Origin of the sequence: Pseudoalteromonas sp. GCY (assembly GCF_016695175.1) — a bacterium.
Taxonomy (GTDB): Bacteria; Pseudomonadota; Gammaproteobacteria; order Enterobacterales; family Alteromonadaceae; genus Pseudoalteromonas.
Genome location: NZ_CP068022.1, coordinates 602,923 through 624,056, shown reverse-complemented (window position 1 = coordinate 624,056; position 21,134 = coordinate 602,923). Strand labels below are relative to the sequence as shown.

General features: G+C 45.7%; 6 protein-coding genes. All 6 read left to right on the top strand.

What is annotated here, in order from left to right; translation table 11 throughout:
* The first annotated feature begins 172 nt into the window (after nt 1-172).
* Nucleotides 173-3,358 carry a non-ribosomal peptide synthetase gene (locus JJQ94_RS02320; RefSeq protein ID WP_099030812.1) on the top strand — a complete coding sequence of 1,062 codons (3,186 nt, stop codon included), beginning with the start codon at nt 173-175 and terminating at the stop codon, nt 3,356-3,358.
* Complete coding sequence (locus JJQ94_RS02315; protein ID WP_099030813.1) at nt 3,351-8,765, top strand: type I polyketide synthase; 5,415 nt, start codon at nt 3,351-3,353, stop codon at nt 8,763-8,765. The genes JJQ94_RS02320 and JJQ94_RS02315 overlap by 8 nt, the downstream gene beginning before the upstream one ends.
* Before the next feature lie 55 nt (nt 8,766-8,820).
* The gene (locus JJQ94_RS02310) at nt 8,821-9,846 is read left to right on the top strand and encodes a phytanoyl-CoA dioxygenase family protein (RefSeq protein ID WP_099030814.1); all 1,026 of its coding nucleotides are present in this window, start codon (nt 8,821-8,823) and stop codon (nt 9,844-9,846) included.
* A gap of 17 nt (nt 9,847-9,863) precedes the next feature.
* A complete protein-coding gene (locus tag JJQ94_RS02305; RefSeq protein WP_099030815.1) occupies nt 9,864-13,100 on the top strand; it encodes a type I polyketide synthase in 3,237 nt (1,078 codons plus the stop codon).
* Nucleotides 13,097-19,603, top strand: a complete 6,507-nt coding sequence (locus JJQ94_RS02300) for a non-ribosomal peptide synthetase (protein ID WP_099030816.1) — start codon at nt 13,097-13,099, stop codon at nt 19,601-19,603. Before JJQ94_RS02305 ends, JJQ94_RS02300 begins: the two co-directional genes overlap by 4 nt.
* A 63-nt stretch (nt 19,604-19,666) precedes the next feature.
* The gene (locus tag JJQ94_RS02295) at nt 19,667-21,130 is read left to right on the top strand and encodes a hypothetical protein (protein ID WP_099030817.1); all 1,464 of its coding nucleotides are present in this window, start codon (nt 19,667-19,669) and stop codon (nt 21,128-21,130) included.
* Nucleotides 21,131-21,134 lie beyond the last annotated feature (4 nt).

Genomic DNA, 21,134 nt, shown 5'->3' with positions numbered 1-21,134 from the left:
CATTTTAGGTGTTTTTGTTGTTATCGTTGTTGCATTTTTTGTTTTTTATTTTTCTTTTCCTTTGCTGATTTTTAAATTTTTAGCTTGACTAATGTGGCCTTTTTTGACAGCTTTAAAATAAAAAATACTTTGCTTATTCGTTATATCTTAGCAAAGGTAAAGAGTATAAAAATTGAAAAACCTTAATTCTTCTCAGCTTGAGATCTATTTAGATCAGTTAAAATCAAAATGCTTCTCTAGATATAATATAGGTGGTTACTCTGAAGTTAAGGAGTACGTAGATACCTCATTGTTGAAGTCTTCTTTTGAGGCGCTTGTAAGAGAAAACCCCATTTTTAAAACCCAGATTAAGATTATTGATGGCAAGCCATATCAGGATATGGATGGAGAGGTGCCGAATTTTGAAGTGTACGATCTTAGTTCCAATAAATATGCACTTGAAAAAGCAAATAGTCTTATTCAGTCTATTTTATCTGAGCCTATTTCTTTGCACGGTGGTGCTTTAGCTCGTACAGGTGTGATTAGGCTGAGTTCAGAGTGCATATGGTATTTTGGTATTGCTCATCACATTATTTGTGATGGCTGGGGCTTTGCAAACTGGTTACGCAGAATATTTGAGTGGTATGCCGCGTTACGGGCAGGTGCTAAGCAACCTTCTGTGCCTGCGCTTCATCAGTTTGATGAAACATTGCAGGAGCAAAGAGCGTGGTTAGAGGGTGAAAAGTATCAGCTGGCCGGTAGTTATTGGTGTGAGAAGTTAAATGAATTGCCTGGACTAAATTTCCCTGAAGCGACACATAATGAGCCACGCAAAAGTGGTTTCCGACGAACTCCAATAGATGGTGATTGCTTTGAGCGCCTTTCAAGGTTGGCGAAATTATATAATTTATCAGTTCAACACTTTGTCATTGCCGCTCTTTACGCTTATTTTTTGCGGGTTGGGGGGGGGAATACAAATGTGTTTGGTCTGCCATCTCACAATCGTCGAGGTGTCAAACAGAAAAACCTGATCGGTACGTTATTAGGCTACACTCCATTGGTTATAACTGGAGGAGAGTCTGACTCATTGTTAGATATTGCCCAGCAGGCAAGTGCTACTTCTCGTCGGGGTTTTCGCCACCAAAGATTCCCCCTGAGCCATTTGCATGATCTACTAGGCTTACATCAAAAAGGCCTGGATAAGCTCTTTGATATTCAGTTTAACTATCAGCCAATTGACTTTGATCTTTCTGATCTGAACTTGAAGTCGCAAACATACTATTACACCGGAGGTTATGTTGCGACTCCTTTGGTTGTAACCATATGTGATTATGGCAAGCAGCAGCCTGTTTTTTTGCAACTAGACTATCAACTCGATGTCTTTTCACACCTCGGGGCTGAACTGTTTGAATCGCGTTTCTTTCATATTTTAAAGCAGATTGTTGAAAATCCACAGCAAAGTATTTCCCAATTGAAGGTTATTACTGAGCAAGACTCTTTACACATTGCCCGCTCTGCAGGTCCGCAAGTCGAACCGCCTGCGTTTCATCCATTAGCCCAACTTAATGCCGTTATTGACTGTACTCCGCAAGCAAATGCCATTTTTGACAGTAGGTGGTGGAGCTATGCAGAAATTGGGCAGAAAATAGATTTGCTCAGTGTTCGGTTACAGCAGATGGGGGTAAAAGAAGGTGACCGCATTGCTATTTGTACCAAGCGTAACCATGGTCTGATAGTCGCAATGGCCAGTATCTGGCTCTGTGGTGCTGCATTCGTGCCACTGGATAGTAGCTGGCCTGATGCCAGGTTAAATATGATGCTAGAGGATAGTAAAGTATCCCTGGTCTTAGTAGAAGATGCGACATTCACGCGTTTTGAAGGATATGTTTGCCCGCGGCTAAATATCAGCAATATGCAAAACTCAGTGGAGAACACTCATTGGGATTTGGCTCTTGTGCCGGACCAAATCGCATACATTTTATTTACTTCTGGATCTACGGGGCGTCCTAAAGGTGTAGAAGTTGGTATGACAGCATTCGCCAATTTTCTCAACGCAATGGCATGCAACCCAGGAATATCGGCCTCAGACCGAATGCTGGCGTTGACTACTGTTGCATTTGACATCTCGTTGCTTGAGCTGTGGTTGCCGTTGGTCACAGGGGCGAGTGTGGTTATTGCGGCTGAGAATGTTCAAAAGAACCCTGAATTATTGAGCGATACCCTGCAAACCCATGACATTACGCATATGCAAGCCACGCCAAGCGGCTGGCGGCTACTTTTGAGTACCCAGTGGCGTGGTAAACAAGGGCTGACTGGGTTTGTTGGGGGGGAAGCTCTGGAGCCGCAATTAGGCGCCAAACTGCAAAAATGCTGTGAGCGTGTGTTCAATCTCTACGGGCCAACCGAGACAACGATATGGTCGTCAGTTTATGAGTTAGGCTCTGAGGTAAATAGCGCCAAGCGAGTTTCAATAGGCTGCCCGATCAACAATACAAAATTCCACATTCTAGATGAGCAAGGCCGTCAATTGCCGCCTGGCGTAACCGGTGAATTGCATATCTCAGGCGCAGGTTTGGCTAAGGGGTACTTTGATGCACCGGACAAAACGGCTGAAAAGTTTGCAAGCCGGGCAATGCTCAAAGGTGAGCGTACTTATGCAACTGGCGATCTTGCTCGGTTACTCGATAATGGCCAATACGAAATCCTTGGGCGCATTGACAATCAAGTAAAACTGAATGGTTTTCGTATCGAATTAGATGATATTCGAAATCAAATTCAGGTCATGCCCGAAATCGTGGATGCGGTGGTTGGAGTTACAGAACAAAAGGGGCTGCAAACTGCACTTGTGGCCTGGTACAAAGTGTGTGAAGCGCTGACGCCCAACGATATACGGCAGCGTTTAAGGCAAACACTACCTGCCTACATGATCCCGCAAATTTATATGTCTGTTGATGATTTCCCCATGACTGCTAACGGCAAGAAGGATTTAAAGCGCTTGCCACAACCTTCCGGGGAAGACTTTCTTATTACGCAGAGCAGACTGCCTGAAGGTGATCTGGAACTCATTATTTCTAAGACCATATGTGATGTGACAGGGCTGACACATATCGGAGCAGAGGATAATTATTTCGATGTTGGTTTGTCCTCAATGTCCCTAGTCACTATTGCTCAACGCCTTAACCAAGCTTTGGCGGACCACGTAGAGCAGGAAGTCGATACAACGACTGTATTTAGTTATCCCAGTGTTGCCCAGCTTGCAGAGTTTCTGGCTGGCAAAACGACACCAAAAGCAGACGCAGAACAGAACATAAGGAAGCGACAATCTGGAAAAAACCGTCTGAATAAAATGCTTAAAAAAAGGAAAAATTTAAATGCCTGAATGTAACTCATTAACTGGATTAGAAGTTGCCGTGGTTGGTATCGCGGGTCGGTTCCCACAAGCCGATAATGTCAATGAGTATTGGCAAAATCTATTGTCGGACTCGCATTGCATTAGCCACTTTAGTGAAGATGCATTGCGTGACGCAGGATTAAGCCGCGATAAGTTAAACGATCCGGCTTTTGTGCCACATAAAGGCGTATTGAACCGCACTTATGAGTTCGATCCTGCATTCTTTGGTTATTCTGCTCGTGAAGCTGCATGTATGGATCCTCAACTGAGGGGGTTTCATGAGGTTGTATGGCACGCACTGGAAGATTCTGGTTATGTTGCAGGACAATATTCAGGGCAAGTCGGTTTGTTTGCTGGTTGTGGTAACAATACTTTCTGGATGAATCGTTTTATTGCACAAATGAGCAGCAGTTTTGCGCAAAATTATGAAGTCAGTTCATTAAACAGTCGTGATTTTTTGGCAACCAGAGTGGCTTATGCGCTTAATTTAACTGGACCTGCGATAACACTACAAACGGCGTGTTCGACTTCTTTGGTTGCGGTGCACCAGGCGGTTCAGTCCCTGTTGTCTGGTGAATGCGATCTGGCAATCGCCGGAGGTGCCGCTATTCATGCAAATGGTGTAGACGAGCGAGCTGATGTAGATGGTTATACCTTCCAGGAAGGAATGATCTTATCGCCAGATGGTGTGTGTCGTCCTTTTGATAGCCAAGCTCAGGGGACTGTTCAGGGAGACGGTATTGGTGCGGTTGCTTTGAAACGGCTAGATGACGCTGAAGCGGATGGTGATAGTATCTTAGCCGTCATTAAAGGCACTGGTGTCAACAACGATGGTAACAACAAAGTGGGCTATACCGCCCCAAGTCCGCTTCGTCAGGCTGACTTGATCCGCACTGTTCAGGAGCTGGCGGAGGTGCCTAGCCATACAATTAGTTTTATCGAAAATCATGGTACAGGAACACCACTTGGCGATCCGATTGAGTTAGAGGCGTTACGAGCTGTATTTGCAGAAGACCCGCTGAACCAAAGTCGCTCTCGGGCATGTTTGCTTGGGTCGGTAAAAAGTAATATCGGGCACCTAGATGCAGCAGCAGGAGTGGCTGGCTTCATCAAAGCCGTATTGGCTCTCAAACATCGGGTGTTGCCTGCAAGTTTACATGTTGAGACGGTAAACCCAAAGCTCAAGCTGGAAGGATCTCCATTCGAGGTTAACACACAACGGACTGAATTTGACGACTCAGAGCACTTACGTGCAAGTGTTAGTGCTTTTGGCATTGGTGGAACCAATGCACATGTGATCCTCGAAGAGTACAAGGCACCAGAGCAGCAAAAAGTTGCGCAGCCTAGTCTTTGTATTTTGCCGATTAGTGCGAAAAGTGAAACTGCAGCAAACCGCTACCTGGAAGTACTGAAAGATCACATAACTGGAACAGAGCCAGTAAATTTGCCTGACGTTGCCGCAACACTGGCTCACCACCGAACGCCTTTCCCCTGGCGGAATTATCTTGTCGCGACGCAGGACCATAGTGGTCAGATTCACGTTGAGCAAGGTGCGCATGCCAAACTTGTACCAAATGCTAAAAAGACTCTCGTGTGGGCTTTTCCTGGTCAGGGGAGCCAGTATTCAGCTATGGCGCAAAATTGTTACCGTACTTTAGAAGTATTTAAACACACGGTGGATAGATGTCTGAAATTGGTACATCAGGATCTTGCAGCGCAGCTCAGACAATATTGGCTGGAAGCTGATGAGCCGTCTGGACAGTTAGACGACACCGAACTGGCTCAGCCAGCTTTGTTTATCTGTCAGTATGCATTAGCCAAGCAGCTTAAAGCTTGGGGTATTCCGGCAACTTCATTTATAGGTCATAGCTTGGGCGAATATGTGGCTGCTACTTTAGCTGAAGTTTTCAGTCTGGAAGACGCCCTGAGATTGGTTGTTGCCCGTGGAGCTTTGATGGCGCAGGCGAGCCAGGGGGCAATGACTTCGGTTATAGCCTCTTTGGCTGAAGTGGAACCATTACTTGGGAAACACTGCCATGTCAGTGCGTTTAACAGTGCCACTAACATTGTGGTCGGGGGAGGCTTTGAAGCAATAGCGGAGTTTGAGATACGGCTCCAGCGTGCGTCATTGGCATTTACACGGTTAAGGACATCTCATGCATATCATACTGACATGATGCAGGAAGCTGCCGAGGCATTTCGAGAATATATTTCCAAAGCAGTAAAGCATGCTCCTACAACGTCGGTAATCAGTAATGTAACAGGGACCTGGCTTACAGCCGAACAGGCACAAAGTGATGACTATTGGGTAGAACACATTCTAGCGCCAGTACAGCTTGATCAGGGATGCAAAACCTTGTTGAGTAAAGGCGCGATGTGTGTAGTTGAAGTCGGGCCGGGAAAAAGCTTGTGTACGTTGATTTCAAGCCACGCTGACTGGAACGAGCACTGTGATGCTCTTGCTTTATTACCGGGCAAAAAGCAGGGTGATCAGGACCTGAGTTCTATTTTTAGCCGTATAGGGGAACTATTTCAACAGGATCTGTTAACAGGGTGGGAAAACATCTGTGACAGTGGTCGTCGTGTTTCTGTACCCGAATATCAATTTTCTCCGACAGCATTCGACCCACCGGCGCTATCGCAGAAAGTCGTGAGACACCAAGCATTTAATACAGGTTTAATGACCTGGGCTTGGCAATCAGAGCTTTTGCTTGCTTTGGCATCAGAAGTCAGCGAACCGGGCCTCATCTTATTGTTTGCAGAGCAGAATGATGACAGTAGGCAGCTACGAGATGTGTTAATTGAACGAGGGTACGAAGTGATCAGTGCTTTCCCTGGGCACAGCTATCAACTCGACCGAGATACCTATTCACTCGACTTTGCTCAGGAATTCCATTTTGAGCAGTTAATTAAGTCGCTAATCAACCAGGATAAGTTACCGTCTCAGATCGTTTGGGCTAATGGTCTGACTGACTGCGATAGCTTAGAGCAGGCACAAAACACATTATTTTTTGCCCCCATTTACTTTGCAAGGCAGTGGGACGCCTTGGCACCAGACATGCTGCTCAGGATTAACTTTATCACGCAGTATGGCATACAGGTTCAGGCTAGTGAGAAAATAGTGCCGCACAGCGCATTTATTTCTGGCCCATTACGTGTGATACCCCAGGAGCTGGACAAAGTATCTTGTAGACATTTGGATATCCAGCTGCCGTCAACACCAGTTAAGCTGAAAAAGGCACTACATAGTCTTTGTGAGCAAATCGAGTCATCCTCAACTACTGATGCATATGCAATTAGATACCCATATCTTTGGAAAGCGAGTGTGGAGCCGGTAGCCGAGATCCCTGATGCTCCATTTTCGCCTGCTGGTCACTATCTGGTTGTTGGGGCTACCAGTGGCATTGGTTCAACATTGACGAAACATCTTGCCAAGCATCAAAAGCTACGCCTGAGTTTGACTGGACGTAAAGAGGTGCAAGGATCACAAACTATTTCAGGATTCATAAATGCGCTTAAATCATCTCAATGTGAAGTAAGTTACCAACAACTGGATGTGTTGGATCGCGAAGCGTTTGCAGAGGTTGTGTCATGTGCAGTTGCACAATTTGGTCCACTAACTGGGGTAATTTATTGTCCGGGGGTGCCAGACGGCACGGCAATTCATCGTCTATCAGAGCGCACTGTCGAACCTGTATTTGCACCGAAAGTCAGAGGGGTGGAGAACTTGTTTCATGCTCTACAGGGCAAGTCTGTAGAACAGGTTGTTTTGTGCTCATCTATAACGGCTTTACTTGGCGGCTTTGGACAGGCTGCTTATACCGCGGCGAATGCCTTTGTGGATGCGTTTGCGCAAGATAAAGCGCAGTCATTTGATGGGCAAATCATTTGTCTGAATTGGGACACTTGGAAAGAAACCGGGATGGCAACAGGACGCAACGGGCTTAGCCAGTTTAGTGACCAACATGCACTTGGTGAGCTGATCTTTGAAGATAGTAGCTCTGTGCACTACAAAAGCACCCTTTCGGCGCAACAAGATTGGTTGCTTAACGAACACTGGATCATGGGTAAACCCACTCTTGCTGGCGCAACTTACCTAGAGTTGGTCCGGGAGGCTGTGAGCAGGCAGACAGGTCAGGATGCCATGGTATTTTCTGACGTCTACTTTATGACGCCATTAGTGGCGCAAGACGATGGCGTTGTTACACTCATCACAGAATTAGCTATAAAAAGCGATGGGTTTGAATTTACAGTGAAAAGTGGCGCAAGCAGACAAACGGTTCATGCTCGCGGAAGCGTGAGGCTTGTCGGCAATGCTGCAGCACAGCGTAAGCAGGTTGACCTGAACCTCTGGCGAAATGATTGCCGCGCACGAGAAATAGAAAATCTTTCTGATATGGGTGCGCTGGCACGTATTAATACAGTTGAAGAAAACGACATGTCTGCGGAAGTCGTTACTTTTGGCGCTCACTGGCAAAATATTCAGGCGATTTCTTTAGGTGAATCAACGGGGATCGCATCCATGGCATTACCCAGCTCTTTTATCGCAGAAGTTGACAAATACCGCATGCACCCAGCCATGTTGGACGTCGCAACGGCATTTTTGCGGCCTTTCCATAAAGAAGGCATCTTCATCCCTCTTAGTTATGGTTCTCTTACGCTCTTACAACCACTCCCTGCGACCTTTGAGGCGAAAGCGACGCTTAAATTGGTTGCCTATGAAGGTGATAGTGGAGCGCAAAAAGCTAGCCTGTGTTTTGATATTGTCATGGTCGATGAAGAAGGTAGACACCTGATAGAGGTTACAGATTTTGTGCTTCGGGAAATTGATTTAGCGAGTCTCGAACAGTCAGTGAATCAAGGACAAGGCTTGGATAATCCAATGTTTAAGCATAACGCCTTGTCTAATCAGGAAGCGTTAGCGCTGTTTGAACGAGCGACTATGCAGCCATTTAGCCAGTTGATCATATCGAACGAAGGCTTGGAAGAGCGGCGGCAGCAATTAGAGGCGAGCAAAGCACGGGCACAGCAACCGAAGAGTAGACAACCCAGACCAGATATTGCGACAGCTTATATTGAGCCGAAGACAGAAGTTGAAAAAACAATAGCTGCGTTGTGGCAGGAATTGCTGGCATTAGAGCAGGTTGGCAGCCAAGACGACTTTTTTGAATTAGGCGGCAACTCGTTGCTGCTGGTGCAATTTCACAAACGCCTCAAAGGCGAATTTGAGAACGCAATGCCTGTGGTTGACTTGTACACACACACCACAGTGGCAGCACAGGCTGAGTTGTTAACGCAATTGCTTGAGCCGCAAGAAGATACCAGTCATAAACAAATTTCAGAGCGCGCTATGCGACAAAAGGCTGCGAGAAGTCGTCGTCGCAGCAAAAGGTAAATAGCAAATATTGCCGAGAGACAGTTTAAAAAATAATAAAATAAAGGAGTTACCCATGAATAATAATAATGAATTACCTCTCAGCCAGCGAGAAGGAGCTTTGACTGAGCAGCAACTACGAGAGTTCTATCAGGATGGCTTTATTGGCCCATTTGATTCACCTTTATCCGCAGAAGTTATCGATGAGTTCCACAAAGTACTGTGGGAAAAAATTGATGGTAAACCGGAAAATCCTTTATACGGGCGCTTCTCAGTGCGTGATACACACCTATTGGAAGAGGACGTCTCGAAGCTGATCACTGATCCAAGAGTCAGTGTCAAGCTCGAACAAATTCTAGGAGAAAACCTGACGCTGTGGCGTTCCAAATTATTCCATAAGCGCCCCCAGGATGCTGCCATTGAATGGCATCAAGAGTGGGGTGCATTCAACGGCGAAGAGATTGGCAATGACAAACCGAGTCTAAAACCTGCTTCTGATGTTGGGCCTGATGACTACTGGAATCTCACTATCTGGTTTGCATTGCACGATGTACCTGTGGAGTTGGGGGCCATGCAGTTTATTCGTGGTTCTTATCGCCACCGCTACCCAATTGACATGATCCCAATGGTAGAGTCTGCTTTCTGGCAGGACCCATTTTTGGATATTCAAGATAAATTCCAGTTGGTTGAACTGTGTAAATCCTCAAAGCTCATTCTGGATATCGATAGCTCAAAATTCTTAGAAGGTGTTGATATAGAGAAAACCTCGTTTGAGGAATTAAAACGCCACATTTATATGTGCTTCGCTGATCTAAAAGCAGCCATTACTCTGGACTTTCCAATTCAGGATACTGACCTTGTCACTATGCCTATGAAAAAAGGGCAGTACGTTATTTTCCCTGAGCGTACTATGCACCGTTCCGTTGCCAACACTTCTGATCAGCACCGTTTAGCAATTAACTTTCGCGTGACGCGTTCAGACACGCTTATTTACCCTTCAAGGCTGGATGGGGATATGATTGATGGTTCCAACCTCGACATCAGCAAGCATCGTAATGTGCTTGTTTCTGGTAATTTGATTGATATTCGCAATGTCTATTAATTGGTAAGGATGTTGAGATGGAACAAGACTTTGAAAATGATATCGCAATAATTTCAATGGCAGGCCGTTTTCCGGGAGCTGGCGGTAATTTAGAGAAATTTTGGCAAAACCTTAGAGAGGGGGTTGAAAGCGTTCAGTTTTTTGACCGTGATCAGCTCGCTGCAATGGGCATTGATGCGCATTTGTTAAATAACCCTAAATTCGTCGCTGCTGATGCGGTGCTGGACGATATAGAGCTTTTTGATGCAGAGTTTTTTAACTTCTCTCCCAGAGAAGCTGAGATCTTAGACCCACAGCACCGCCTGTTTCTTGAAGCCAGTTGGGAAGCTATGGAGCGCGCGGGTTATACCGCTGACAAATATGACGGCAAAGTCGGTGTCTATGCTGGTTCTGCGATGAGCGGTTATATGGTGCGTAATCTGAAGTCAAATCCTGGTTTGATTGAGCAGGTGGGTACGTTCAAGACGATGCTGGCGAACGACAAAGACTTTTTGTCGACTCGAGTATCCTACAAAATGGGCTTCACAGGCGCCAGCGTTAATGTAAATACATTGTGTTCCTCGTCGGCCGTCGCAATCCACCTTGCTTGTGAAAGCTTACTGAACCATCAAAATGATCTGTGTCTTGCCGGTGGCGTATCGTTGCAATTGACACGCAATGAAGCCTTTTTCTATCAGGAAGGGAGTATCGGCTCTCCAGATGGCCATTGTCGGGCATTTGATGAAAAAGCTGGCGGTACCGTCAGCGGTAGTGGTTTGGGTATTCTTATACTGAAGCGGCTGGAAGACGCGGTGGCTGATAGAGATACCATTCTGGCGGTAATCAAAGGGACCGCCATCAATAACGATGGTGCCGACAAAGCCAGTTACACTGCACCTAACCCCAATGGACAGGCAGAATGTATCGCAGAAGCTTATGAGGTGGCGGGTGTTAACCCGTCAGATGTTACTTACATTGAAGCTCATGGCACAGGCACTTTACTAGGCGACCCAATCGAAATTGCTGGGCTGACGAAAGCATTTCGTTACCACACCGAAGAAAAACAATTCTGTGCCGTGGGGTCGGTAAAAACCAATATAGGCCACCTGGTTACGGCAGGTGGTATTGCTAGTGCGATCAAAACGATCCTCGCGCTCCATCACAGACAGCTACCACCCAGTCTGAACTTTGATAAACCCAATCCGAAGATTGATTTTGAGAACAGCCCGTTTTATGTCAACGATGCCTTGCAAGACTGGCAAAGTCCCAATGGGCCTCGTACTGCGGGTGTTAGCTCATTTGGTATTGGTGGCACAAATGCCCACATGGTTCTACAAGAGTTTGAACAGGTTACGCATAGTAATACACCTAGTTATAGTGCGTATCCTATCGTGTTATCTGCTCCAAACAGCACGGCGCTGTTCAGTATTCGACAGCAGTTGCTGCAATATGTAAAAGCGAATCCGCAGACAAGTCTCAAAGATCTTGCTTTTACCTTACAAATAGGCAGAAAAGATTTTGCTTATCGTCAATCACTGGTTAGCACAAATCTTGTGCAGTTAGAGGAACAGCTCGAGCAAGCTGGAGATCATGAGCATTACTTCGTCCAGAGTAAATCTCAGGTTGCAATGATGTTTACGGGGCAAGGGGCTCAATATAGTGGCATGGCATCGGATCTCTACGTGGAGCAGCCTGAGTTTGCAAAGGCTATTGATCTGCAGTGCGAGTTATTGGCAGATAAAGTTGAGTTTGACATAAAGGGGTTGTTGCTAAACGCAAGTGAAGATAATGACACACTGATGACACAAACCCACATCGCACAGGTTGCTTTATTTGTCTATGAATACGCGATGTCGCAGTTGCTTATGAGTTGGAAAATAAAACCCAAAGCTCTGATTGGTCATAGCATAGGTGAGTTTGTAGCAGCTTGTCTTGCCGGCGTATTTTCTTTGGAAAGTGCGTTGCAGCTGGTTGCACAGCGAGGCAAATTGATGGCGGCAATGGCACCGGGTGCGATGCTTAGTGTCAATGCGCCGGTCGATGCCATAAATGAGTTACTTCTCCCTGGTGTTGAAGTTGCTGCGTATAACGCGCCTGGCCTGTGTGTTGTGACGGGCACAGTGGAGAATATCGATGCAATGGCAGCAGACTTTGCGACACATAACATTCAGTGTCGTAAATTACATACGTCACATGCTTTTCATAGCCACATGATGGCCGAAGCTGCCGAATCGTTCATGGCATCGGTATCAAAACATAGCCTAAACGCTCCTCAAATTACAGTAATTGCCAATCTGACTGGCCAAAAATTGACAGATGAACAAGCACAGTCAGCGAAGTACTGGGCCGATCAGTTGCGTCATAGTGTGATGTTCAATGAGGGGGTAAACACGCTTCAGGAGCTGGATGAATTTTGCTTTGTTGAAATAGGCCCTGCGGCGGTGTTAAGTACTTTTGTGCGCTCAGCAGGTGCTGAACGAGTAGTTGCTATGGCCTCAGGCGCCAAACAGCGAGAGCAAGGAGCGAAGTGCTTTATTGAAGGTATTGCGGCCCTTTGGCGCTATGGTATCGCAGTTGACTGGAACGCAGTAAACGAGCACGTACCGGCGAGACGGATCCCATTACCAACCTATCCTTTTAACCGCAAGAAGTACTGGATAGACGAAAAACGTAACTACGGAGGATTTGCCGGAGATCTGAGCGTGGCATCAGTCGAAGACTTTAACTCGAAAGTGGATCCTCAGCGTGAAATAGCGGCTACTAATCTGAGTCTTGATGTTGATTTCTCTAGCGTCAATGGGGAGGTGAATACGGCGGCTATGGCGCGTTTAGTTGCACTACGCGAGGACATTCAGGCCTTATGTCAACAAGCATCTCATGACGTTGGCACTGAAGTGAAAGTGTCGGCATTGAACCTTAATTATAAGAAACAGGAAAACCTTAACGAAGTCAGTGCGCTTGCCAGAGACACATTAAACAGTCGTTATCGTGCGCCTGAAAACGAACTGCAACGTACTTTGGTTAAATATTGGCAGCAAATACTTGGCGTCGAGCGCGTTGGCCTGGACGACAACTTTTTCGAGTTGGGTGGACACTCCTTACTCGCTGCAGCGCTGGCCAATAATTTGCGTAGCGAGTTTGATTTGCAGATCCCTCTGGATGAATTACTGCTTAATCCAACTATTGCTCAGCTCAGCGAACTTGTAGAGTTGCATCGCTGGAACCAAGCTGAAGTGGACAGTGAAGCGGCAGATGTTGAAGAGGGGGAGTTATGAGTGCTCTAGCCTTACTTTCACATTTACGTGAAAAGCAAATCAAGCTATTCGTCGATGGTGGAAAGCTGAAGTTTCATGCGCCTAAAGGGGCACTAAACAATGAGCTAAAGGGTAAAATCAGCGCAGCTAAAGAAGAAATCATCGCACTCTTAACTAAGCTGCAAAATACCGGAAATGCGGCCCAGATTACACGCCATGAGCAGCTTGAATTCCCTTTGTCACATGCACAGAAACGACTGTGGTTAATAGATAATATTGATGGGGGATCCAGTCAGTACAACGTGACAGCTGCGCTCAAATTAACTGGTGTATTAAACCAGGCCGTGCTAGAGCGTGCCTTCTCTCAGCTTATCGAGCGCCATCATGTGTTGCGTACCACATATCATCAGAACGATTTGGGGGTCGTGCAGAGAGTTAATTCAGCACCGACGTTTTCTTTGCCTCTTGTTCAAGTGGACGATCAGGGGCAGGAAATTATCGCAGAGCAAAAAAGCTTACCTTTTGACCTGAGTCGGGATTTATTGATACGGGGACGATTATTAGAGCTTAGCGAGCAGAATTACCTGTTGGTAGTCACTATGCATCATATTGCCTCTGATGGCTGGTCAATTGGTATTCTTGCTGCAGAATTAAGTAAGTTGTATAACGCGGCACTCACAAATAGCGCTTCATGCCTGGACGAACTGGCTTTTCAATATGGAGACTTTGCAGTTTGGCAAGGTGAACAGGCGCAAGTGGAGCGGATCAACCATCAGCTCACATACTGGAAAAACCACTTACAAAACAGTGCCCCGCTCTTAGAGCTTCAGCAGGATAAGCTTCGTCCTGCCCAAGTATCTTCGCGCGGCGCATTGGTTCGTAAGTGCATCGAGCCGCAGCTTAGTAACGCCTTTAAAGAGCTCTGTAATTCCTATGGCGTGACCTTGTTTATGGGCCTTCAGGCTTTGCAGTCTTTACTGTTTTGTCGTCTCAGTGGTGAAAGGGAAATATTGCTGGGAACCCCCTATGCCAATCGCCAGCCAGAAGAAACGCAAAGCCTGATAGGTTTTTTTGTAAATACATTGGTGTTGAAAACCCCCGTGGATCTGCAAGCAGGGTTTAGTTCGTTATTAGAACAAGCGAAAAAAGTGTCGCTGGCTGCATTCAATCACAGTGAAGTGCCATTTGAGGTACTGATAGAGCAACTAGTGGAAGAGCGAGATTTGGGCTACTCTCCTTTGATCCAGCACCTCCTGGTCGTTCAAAACAATGATGTGAACGAGTCGAATCTCACAGAGCATGTTCACCTGGAAGGCTTGTCTGTTGAGTTGATGACTTTACCAACCAATACCTCTATTTACGATACTGTGACTGAATTTACAGAGACCAAGGATGGGCTGCATATTCGTCTAGAGTATAGTACGGATCTATTTGACGAGCAGCGCATAGGTGCGTGGTTACAGTCACTTGAGCTAATAATGTCGGCAGTTGTCCGCTCCCCTGATACACCAGTTGGTAGTCTTAATTTTGTGGATGAAGATGCTAGGAAGCAGGTAGAAAGATTCTCGCATGGTGACGAGTTAATACTGCCTTTGAATACCACTTTGAGTGGTCACTTTGAAGCTCAGGTAAATAAAACACCAAATGCCATTGCGCTTTGCCACCGCGGGCAAAATTGGAGCTATGCAACTTTAAATGCTGAGGCCAATCGGTTTGCACACTGGTTGTTATCTCAGGGGATCCTGCCAAGTTCAAGGGTCGGTATTTGCCAGCCCAGAGGGAAAGAGATGGTCGTTTCAGTGCTGGCCATTCTTAAACTTGGCTGTGCCTATGTGCCGATGGATGCGAGTTTGCCACAAAGGCGTATTATGAATATAGCTAATAGTGCCAAGCTTGCTATTACCCTTGCTACCGGGGCTTGTAGTGACAACTTTTCTGATGAATTACCCGTTGTTTTACTAGAAGATATCAGAGGTCAACTGGATACACAGCCTACAAACAATTTAACCATTGCTTTACCTGAAGATCCTCCGGCTTATATGTTGTATTCGTCTGGAACAACAGGTCGTCCAAAAGGGATTTTGATGGGGAATCAGGCATTGTGTAATTTGATTTTTGCCATGCAACATGACCACCCGGATATGGCTCGACCACAAATCAACATTCAATTAGCTTCAATTGGATTTGATATGAGCTTTAGTGACTTATGTAGTATGTTCCTGTGTGGTGGGAAGTGTGTGCTCATTGAGCAGGATGATGTTCATGAATTGCCCCGTTTGGTGAATTATATTCAGGACTATGGCGTAACAGTATTAAACCTGCCCTACGCAATGTTGCAATCTTTATGTGACTATGTAGTAGCAGAGCAAGTTATTTTGCCAACGTTAACAACGATTTTCTCAACGGCTGAAGCATTAAAAATTACACCTGCGATCAGGCGGTTTTTCAGTGCACACAGTGGTTGTCAATTATTTAATCACTATGGACCGACTGAAACGCATGTTGTTACTTCGCTCGCGCTAACTGGAGACCCTCAGTCATGGCCTGAAATACCTAGTATTGGGAAGCCATTGGCAAATGTGCAATGCCATATTCTGGATGACAATATGCAGCCGCTACCCATTGGTGTATCAGGAGAGTTGTATATCGGTGGCAAAGCCCTCGCGCATGGGTATTTCGAGCAACCTCAGCTCAATGAAGCAAAGTTCCTGGAAAAGCAATCAGTAATGGGACGTTTGTATCGCACGGGGGATTGGGCTACCTGGCAACAAGATGGAACAATTCGCTATGTTGGCCGTCGTGATGGCTTGATTAAGCTTCGAGGGTTTCGAATTGAGCTGGCGGAGATTGAACAATGCCTTAGCCAGCATGAAATGGTTACTGATGTTGTGGTTGTATGCCGGGGTGAGGGTGAAAGCAAGTATCTTGTGGCTTTTTATACGACTTCACCAGGTACCACCTTATGCTCTATTGAGTTGGCCAATAAGTTACGTAAGTCCCTGCCAAGCTATATGATACCGAGTAACTTTGTGCATCTAGACAAAATGCCACTCAACGTGAATGGGAAAGTGGATAAACGTGAACTACCTAATGTCAGTGCGCATTCTCAAGCAATAGCAGGGGAAGCCCCTGCCACTAATGCGGAAGCACAGCTATTAGAAATTTGGCAAAGGCTTATCAAGAACCCCGCAGTGGGAGTTACAGACAACTTCTTTATGGTGGGAGGCAATTCACTGTTGCTATCACAGCTGGTGCACAGTGTGCATCGAGAAGCTGGAATTGAATTGAGCGTTAAGGCCTTGTTTGAACAACAGAATATTCGAGATGTATTACAAAGTCAGTGCGAAGCACTGCCCAAAATTGAGATGTTGGCCCACGACTTACCAACAGAGCTGTCTTATGGACAATATCGTATCCTTATCATAGAACACTTAACAGGGCCCTCAACGGTACATAATATGCCTGGTGGTGCTCTTGTTAAAGGTGCAGTAGATCTATCTATTCTGAAAAAAGCGCTTAATGTACTGGCCAAGCGCCATCATATGTTAAACACAAGACTGTGTCGCAGCAGCCAAGCGGAGCAACTGCAGGAATATGATCCAGATTATCAGCACACCATTGCTTATCTGGACCTTAGCCTTCGTACGTCAGATACTGTTGATGCACAACGAAAAGCGCATGGCGAAACACTGTTTAATCTATACAAATTGCCTTTGTGTCAGTTCAGCCTTGTCAAGATGGCAGATCAAGAATATGAAATTTGGGTCAACTTTCACCATCTTATTTGTGATGGATGGTCAGTCAGGCTGTTTATTACTGAATGGCTAAACTGTTATGAGCAGCTTATTCAAGGAACTGAGCCTGAAATACATCGCCAAGTTCAATATCGAGATTATGCACAGTGGCAGCGACAACTTTTGACATCAAAACTGGCTGATGAGCAAAGGGCATTTTGGCGAAAGTACTTGGATGCAGCCCCTGCAAATTTGACGTTCCCATTTGAAAAGAGCTGCACAGCTGACAACCGCTTTATTGGCGGTGTCTATAATATGTCTGTGCCTAAGCAAACTTTGCAACAGTTGGAGCAACTTGCCAGTAGGCATGGTGGAACTTTGTTCAATGTACTTCATAGTGCATTGGTTGTGCTGTTTTCTCGCTTGACCACACAGCGGGATATTGTCATAGGTGTTCCGGTAACTGGCAGACATGTGCCAGGTGTAGAGCACTTATTGGGTATGTTACTCAACAATCTTCCGTTGCGATCACAGCTGTCATTAGATTGTTCGTTTGAGTCTTTGCTGGAGCAGCAAATTGATAATGCCCGGCAGGTATTTTCTGCACAAGATACTCCTTTTGAAATGATCCTGGAACAGGTTCAGATCGAACGTGATACGTCTACGACTCCACTGTTTCAGGTTATGCTGAATGTGCTGAACCTGCCGGAAGCCCAGCAACAATGCCCCTCCCTCCAGGTTGAGCAACTGGATTGGACACCAGAACAAAGCAAATTCAATATGAATTTCTATATGGAACCAACAGACCAAGGTCTGAACATTAAGCTCAGCTATAACAGCGCACGTTTTTCCGCCGGGGAAATTGAGCGTATGGTGCATCAGTACATCCACCTGCTGGTCCAAATAACTAAAGCTCCGCATGTTAAGTGTTGTGATATGGCGCTAAGTGATGCTTGCAACAATTTGCAGCTAGAGCAGCCTGCAGCATGGCCGGGCAGCATATGTGAGCAGTTATCGGAGCAGTGCTTGTTACGTCCAAAAGCGCATGCATTGGTTTGTGGCCCTGAGCGTCTGACCTACATTGAACTGCAACAGCGGATCAATGCCATGGTGAAGGGATTGAAACAACATGGTATTCAAAAGGGTGATGTCGTATCAGTGATCGCGACACGCGATATTAATTTCGTTGTAAGTTTGTTTTCAATATTGTATTCGGGCGCTGCGTTCCACCTCATTAATGACCGTTTTCCGATTGAGCGAGTTAAAGAGCAGCTTTGTGTGACAAATAGCAGGTTAATTGTAGGGCCAAGACCAGATATTTGGGATGATTCGTTGCCGACTGTAATCAATATGGCCGCTGATTGTCTCGGTGAAGCTCATATACCTGACATCAATGCTATCGACCAACATACCCTGGCTTATATTGCTTTTACATCAGGTACAGAAGGTAAACCGAAAGCTATTGAAGCCAGTCATGGCTCGTTGAATGGGGTACTTATGCCCCTGATCCAAGAGTATGCACTTGGCCCTGAAATGCGATTTGGTCAGCTGTCATCAATTACCCATGATCCGATACTCAGGGATATATTTATTCCGCTTAGCATTGGTGCGTGTCTTTACATCCCAACTGACACTCAGTATTCGCAAGAGCAACTATCAGACTGGTTACGTGAGCACAGTATCAACAGCATAAATGTGACACCGACGATGGCCAATTTGATTGCAAGCAATGCAGAATGTTTGCAAAACCTGCAACGCGTCTTTATCTGTGGTGAGCAAGTAACGGCAGCCATTATTGAACGGTTGGAACAGTGCGCCTCTGATGCCTGGCTAGTTAATTTGTACGGTGCAACCGAAACAGCCCGTGCAATCTGTCACTTTCTTGCGACGGAATCCAACACCCGTGACAACCACATTGTTCCTATTGGCAAGGGGCTGCCCGGTGTTTCAGCAATAGTACTTAATGAGCAGCTCAGACGTTGTGATGATGGTGAGGTCGGTCAGATTGCCATTTTTAGTCCGTATTTGAGTCTGGGGTATCGAGGTAATGAGCAAGATACGGCTCAAAAATTCGTTACGATAGAGGGGAGAAAAGCTTATCTGACAGGTGATTTGGGGCGTGTTGATATACATGGTGAGCTACATTGCTTGGGTCGTAAGGATAGACAGGTAAAAGTATCTGGATATCGCATAGAGCCTGGAGAAGTTGAAACGGCTGTGATGCGCTATAGGGACGTAACAGCGTGCGCTGTGATACTTATCAATGGTGATGGTCAACCGCCACATCTGGCTGCGGTTGTGCAAAGTGCCAATAGTGCGCTTCACGCAGACGATATCACGCTTTGGTTACGCAAACAGTTACCCTATTACATGGTACCCGCTCAGATAGTGGTTACAGAGAGATTACCTATCACGGTTAACGGAAAGACGGATCTGGCGGCGGCAATGGCGCTGTGTGATGCTTCGTTAGCGGTGCGTAAACCCGAGACAGAGACTGAGGGATCACTTGTGTTTATTTGTGCCCAATTATTGGGCTGTGAGCCAGATTCAATCAACCTCAACGCAAGCTTTTTTGCATTGGGTGGCCACTCTTTGCTTGCTACTAAATTGATAAACGAGGTTAAGGCTAATTTGGGGGTAGAGTTATCTATGCAAAGTTTCTTTTCCGCCAATAATTTGCACGCATTGGCCACGCAAATTGATGCCCTTTTTGTGCAATTAAGCGAAGAGCAGCAATTGTTACTAAGAGCGACAAACAAAAAAGAAGGAGCGGCGCTTATAACCCTGTAGGCGCCACTTACAGAACAATAAAATAAATGTGAGATACCCACGGGACTGGGTCTAGGAGCAACAATGACAGAGTCAACAATACCAGCGGAGATCTATGCGGATATGCATTATTACTCCGAGCAAAATACCAAATTACTCGATTTGATTATGCAGGACGAGGGAGTGCGGGTTAAAACCCCTGTATTCACTAAAGATGCAGAGATCTTAAAAATCTACCACCAATGTAATGACTTTCTAACAGATACCGATCCGACTAGTGCTCAGTACAAAGACTTTCCGCCTACATTGTGCAGTTGGCCGATATTCTTTGGTCCGGAGGCACGGCAAGACATCGAGGATTTTATGGCTATGATGCCAGAAGCCTTAACTGAGGTCGTGCTCAACTTCACGGATAATGCCGAACACTTTAGTCAATACTTTGGTGTTCCCGGATTTTTTCATTCCTTGCTTAAATCTATGCGTTTTGAGCCTAAACGGCTGACCATGCGCCATGACATGATCCGTTCAGAGGGCGTGTTTAAGCTGATAGAGACCAATGTGGGTACCAATGTCGGTGGATGGGATCTAGCCCTGTTTCAGGAAGATTATCAGTTGCTGTTGGAAGATATAGGCTTTATGGCGCGAGATGAATCGCGAGCATTTGAGCCAATGTCATTGATTTTTAAAGAGATATATTCCTTTGCAAAGGAATATTGTGGAGAGGGGTTTTTAGGTAATGTTTTGTTGGTTCATGGCGGTGATCAGCATACGATTAATCACTCTGATTCAGTGGTTAAATATTGCTCCGACTCCTTTCACAAAACGCTGCCCGAAGAAGAATCGGCAAATATTGAAGTTATAACAAGCTTGTCAAATGTCGGTTTTGATCCTTCAGGCAAAGTGACTTATAACGGAAAACTGTTTGATTTAATCATGCTGGCTGATGCAACTGGTGACGAAGCCAGTGCATTTATTATGCGTTTAACTTCTAGCCATATCGCCAAGAAAGTTTTTTTCCTGGATAACCCGGTTCATCAGGTCTTTGGCTCCAAAATGATTATGGCCGCTGCACACCAAATGGCCAGAGAGGGACGTCTGCTAGATAAACATGCTCAGTGGATTCAACGCCATATTCCTTTCACCGCCAGTCTTTCAGACGAATATTTTTATTTTAATAATGAAAAACTAGAACTTACCGAGTTTGCAAAAAAATACAAAGACCAGTTTGTGTTTAAAAAGGGAGATTCGGCTCAGGGGAAAGATGTCATCCTCGGAAAAAATGAGACTACTCAAAGTTGGTTGGAGATTATACTCAAAGAAGACAGAAGCAGTGGCTGGATCTTCCAAGAATACTGTCAGGCAGAAAAAATCATAAATACCCATAAAGAGCTTGGTCTGGCCGAGTTCGACTTAATATGGGGACTTTTTTCTGTAAATAGTCATTATTCTGGTGGGTTTGGACGAGTTAGTCCTAGTAAATCTTGTGACGGCGTGATTAACTCGTGCCGTGGAGCAAAAGAAATTGCCATATTAGAAATAGAAAAATAATAAA

Coding starts and splice junctions, on each gene's coding strand:
- JJQ94_RS02315 (WP_099030813.1), top strand. CDS start 3,351: ATGCCTGAATGTAACTCATTAACTGGATTAGAAGTTGCCGTGGTTGGT.
- JJQ94_RS02310 (WP_099030814.1), top strand. CDS start 8,821: ATGAATAATAATAATGAATTACCTCTCAGCCAGCGAGAAGGAGCTTTG.
- JJQ94_RS02305 (WP_099030815.1), top strand. CDS start 9,864: ATGGAACAAGACTTTGAAAATGATATCGCAATAATTTCAATGGCAGGC.
- JJQ94_RS02300 (WP_099030816.1), top strand. CDS start 13,097: ATGAGTGCTCTAGCCTTACTTTCACATTTACGTGAAAAGCAAATCAAG.
- JJQ94_RS02295 (WP_099030817.1), top strand. CDS start 19,667: ATGACAGAGTCAACAATACCAGCGGAGATCTATGCGGATATGCATTAT.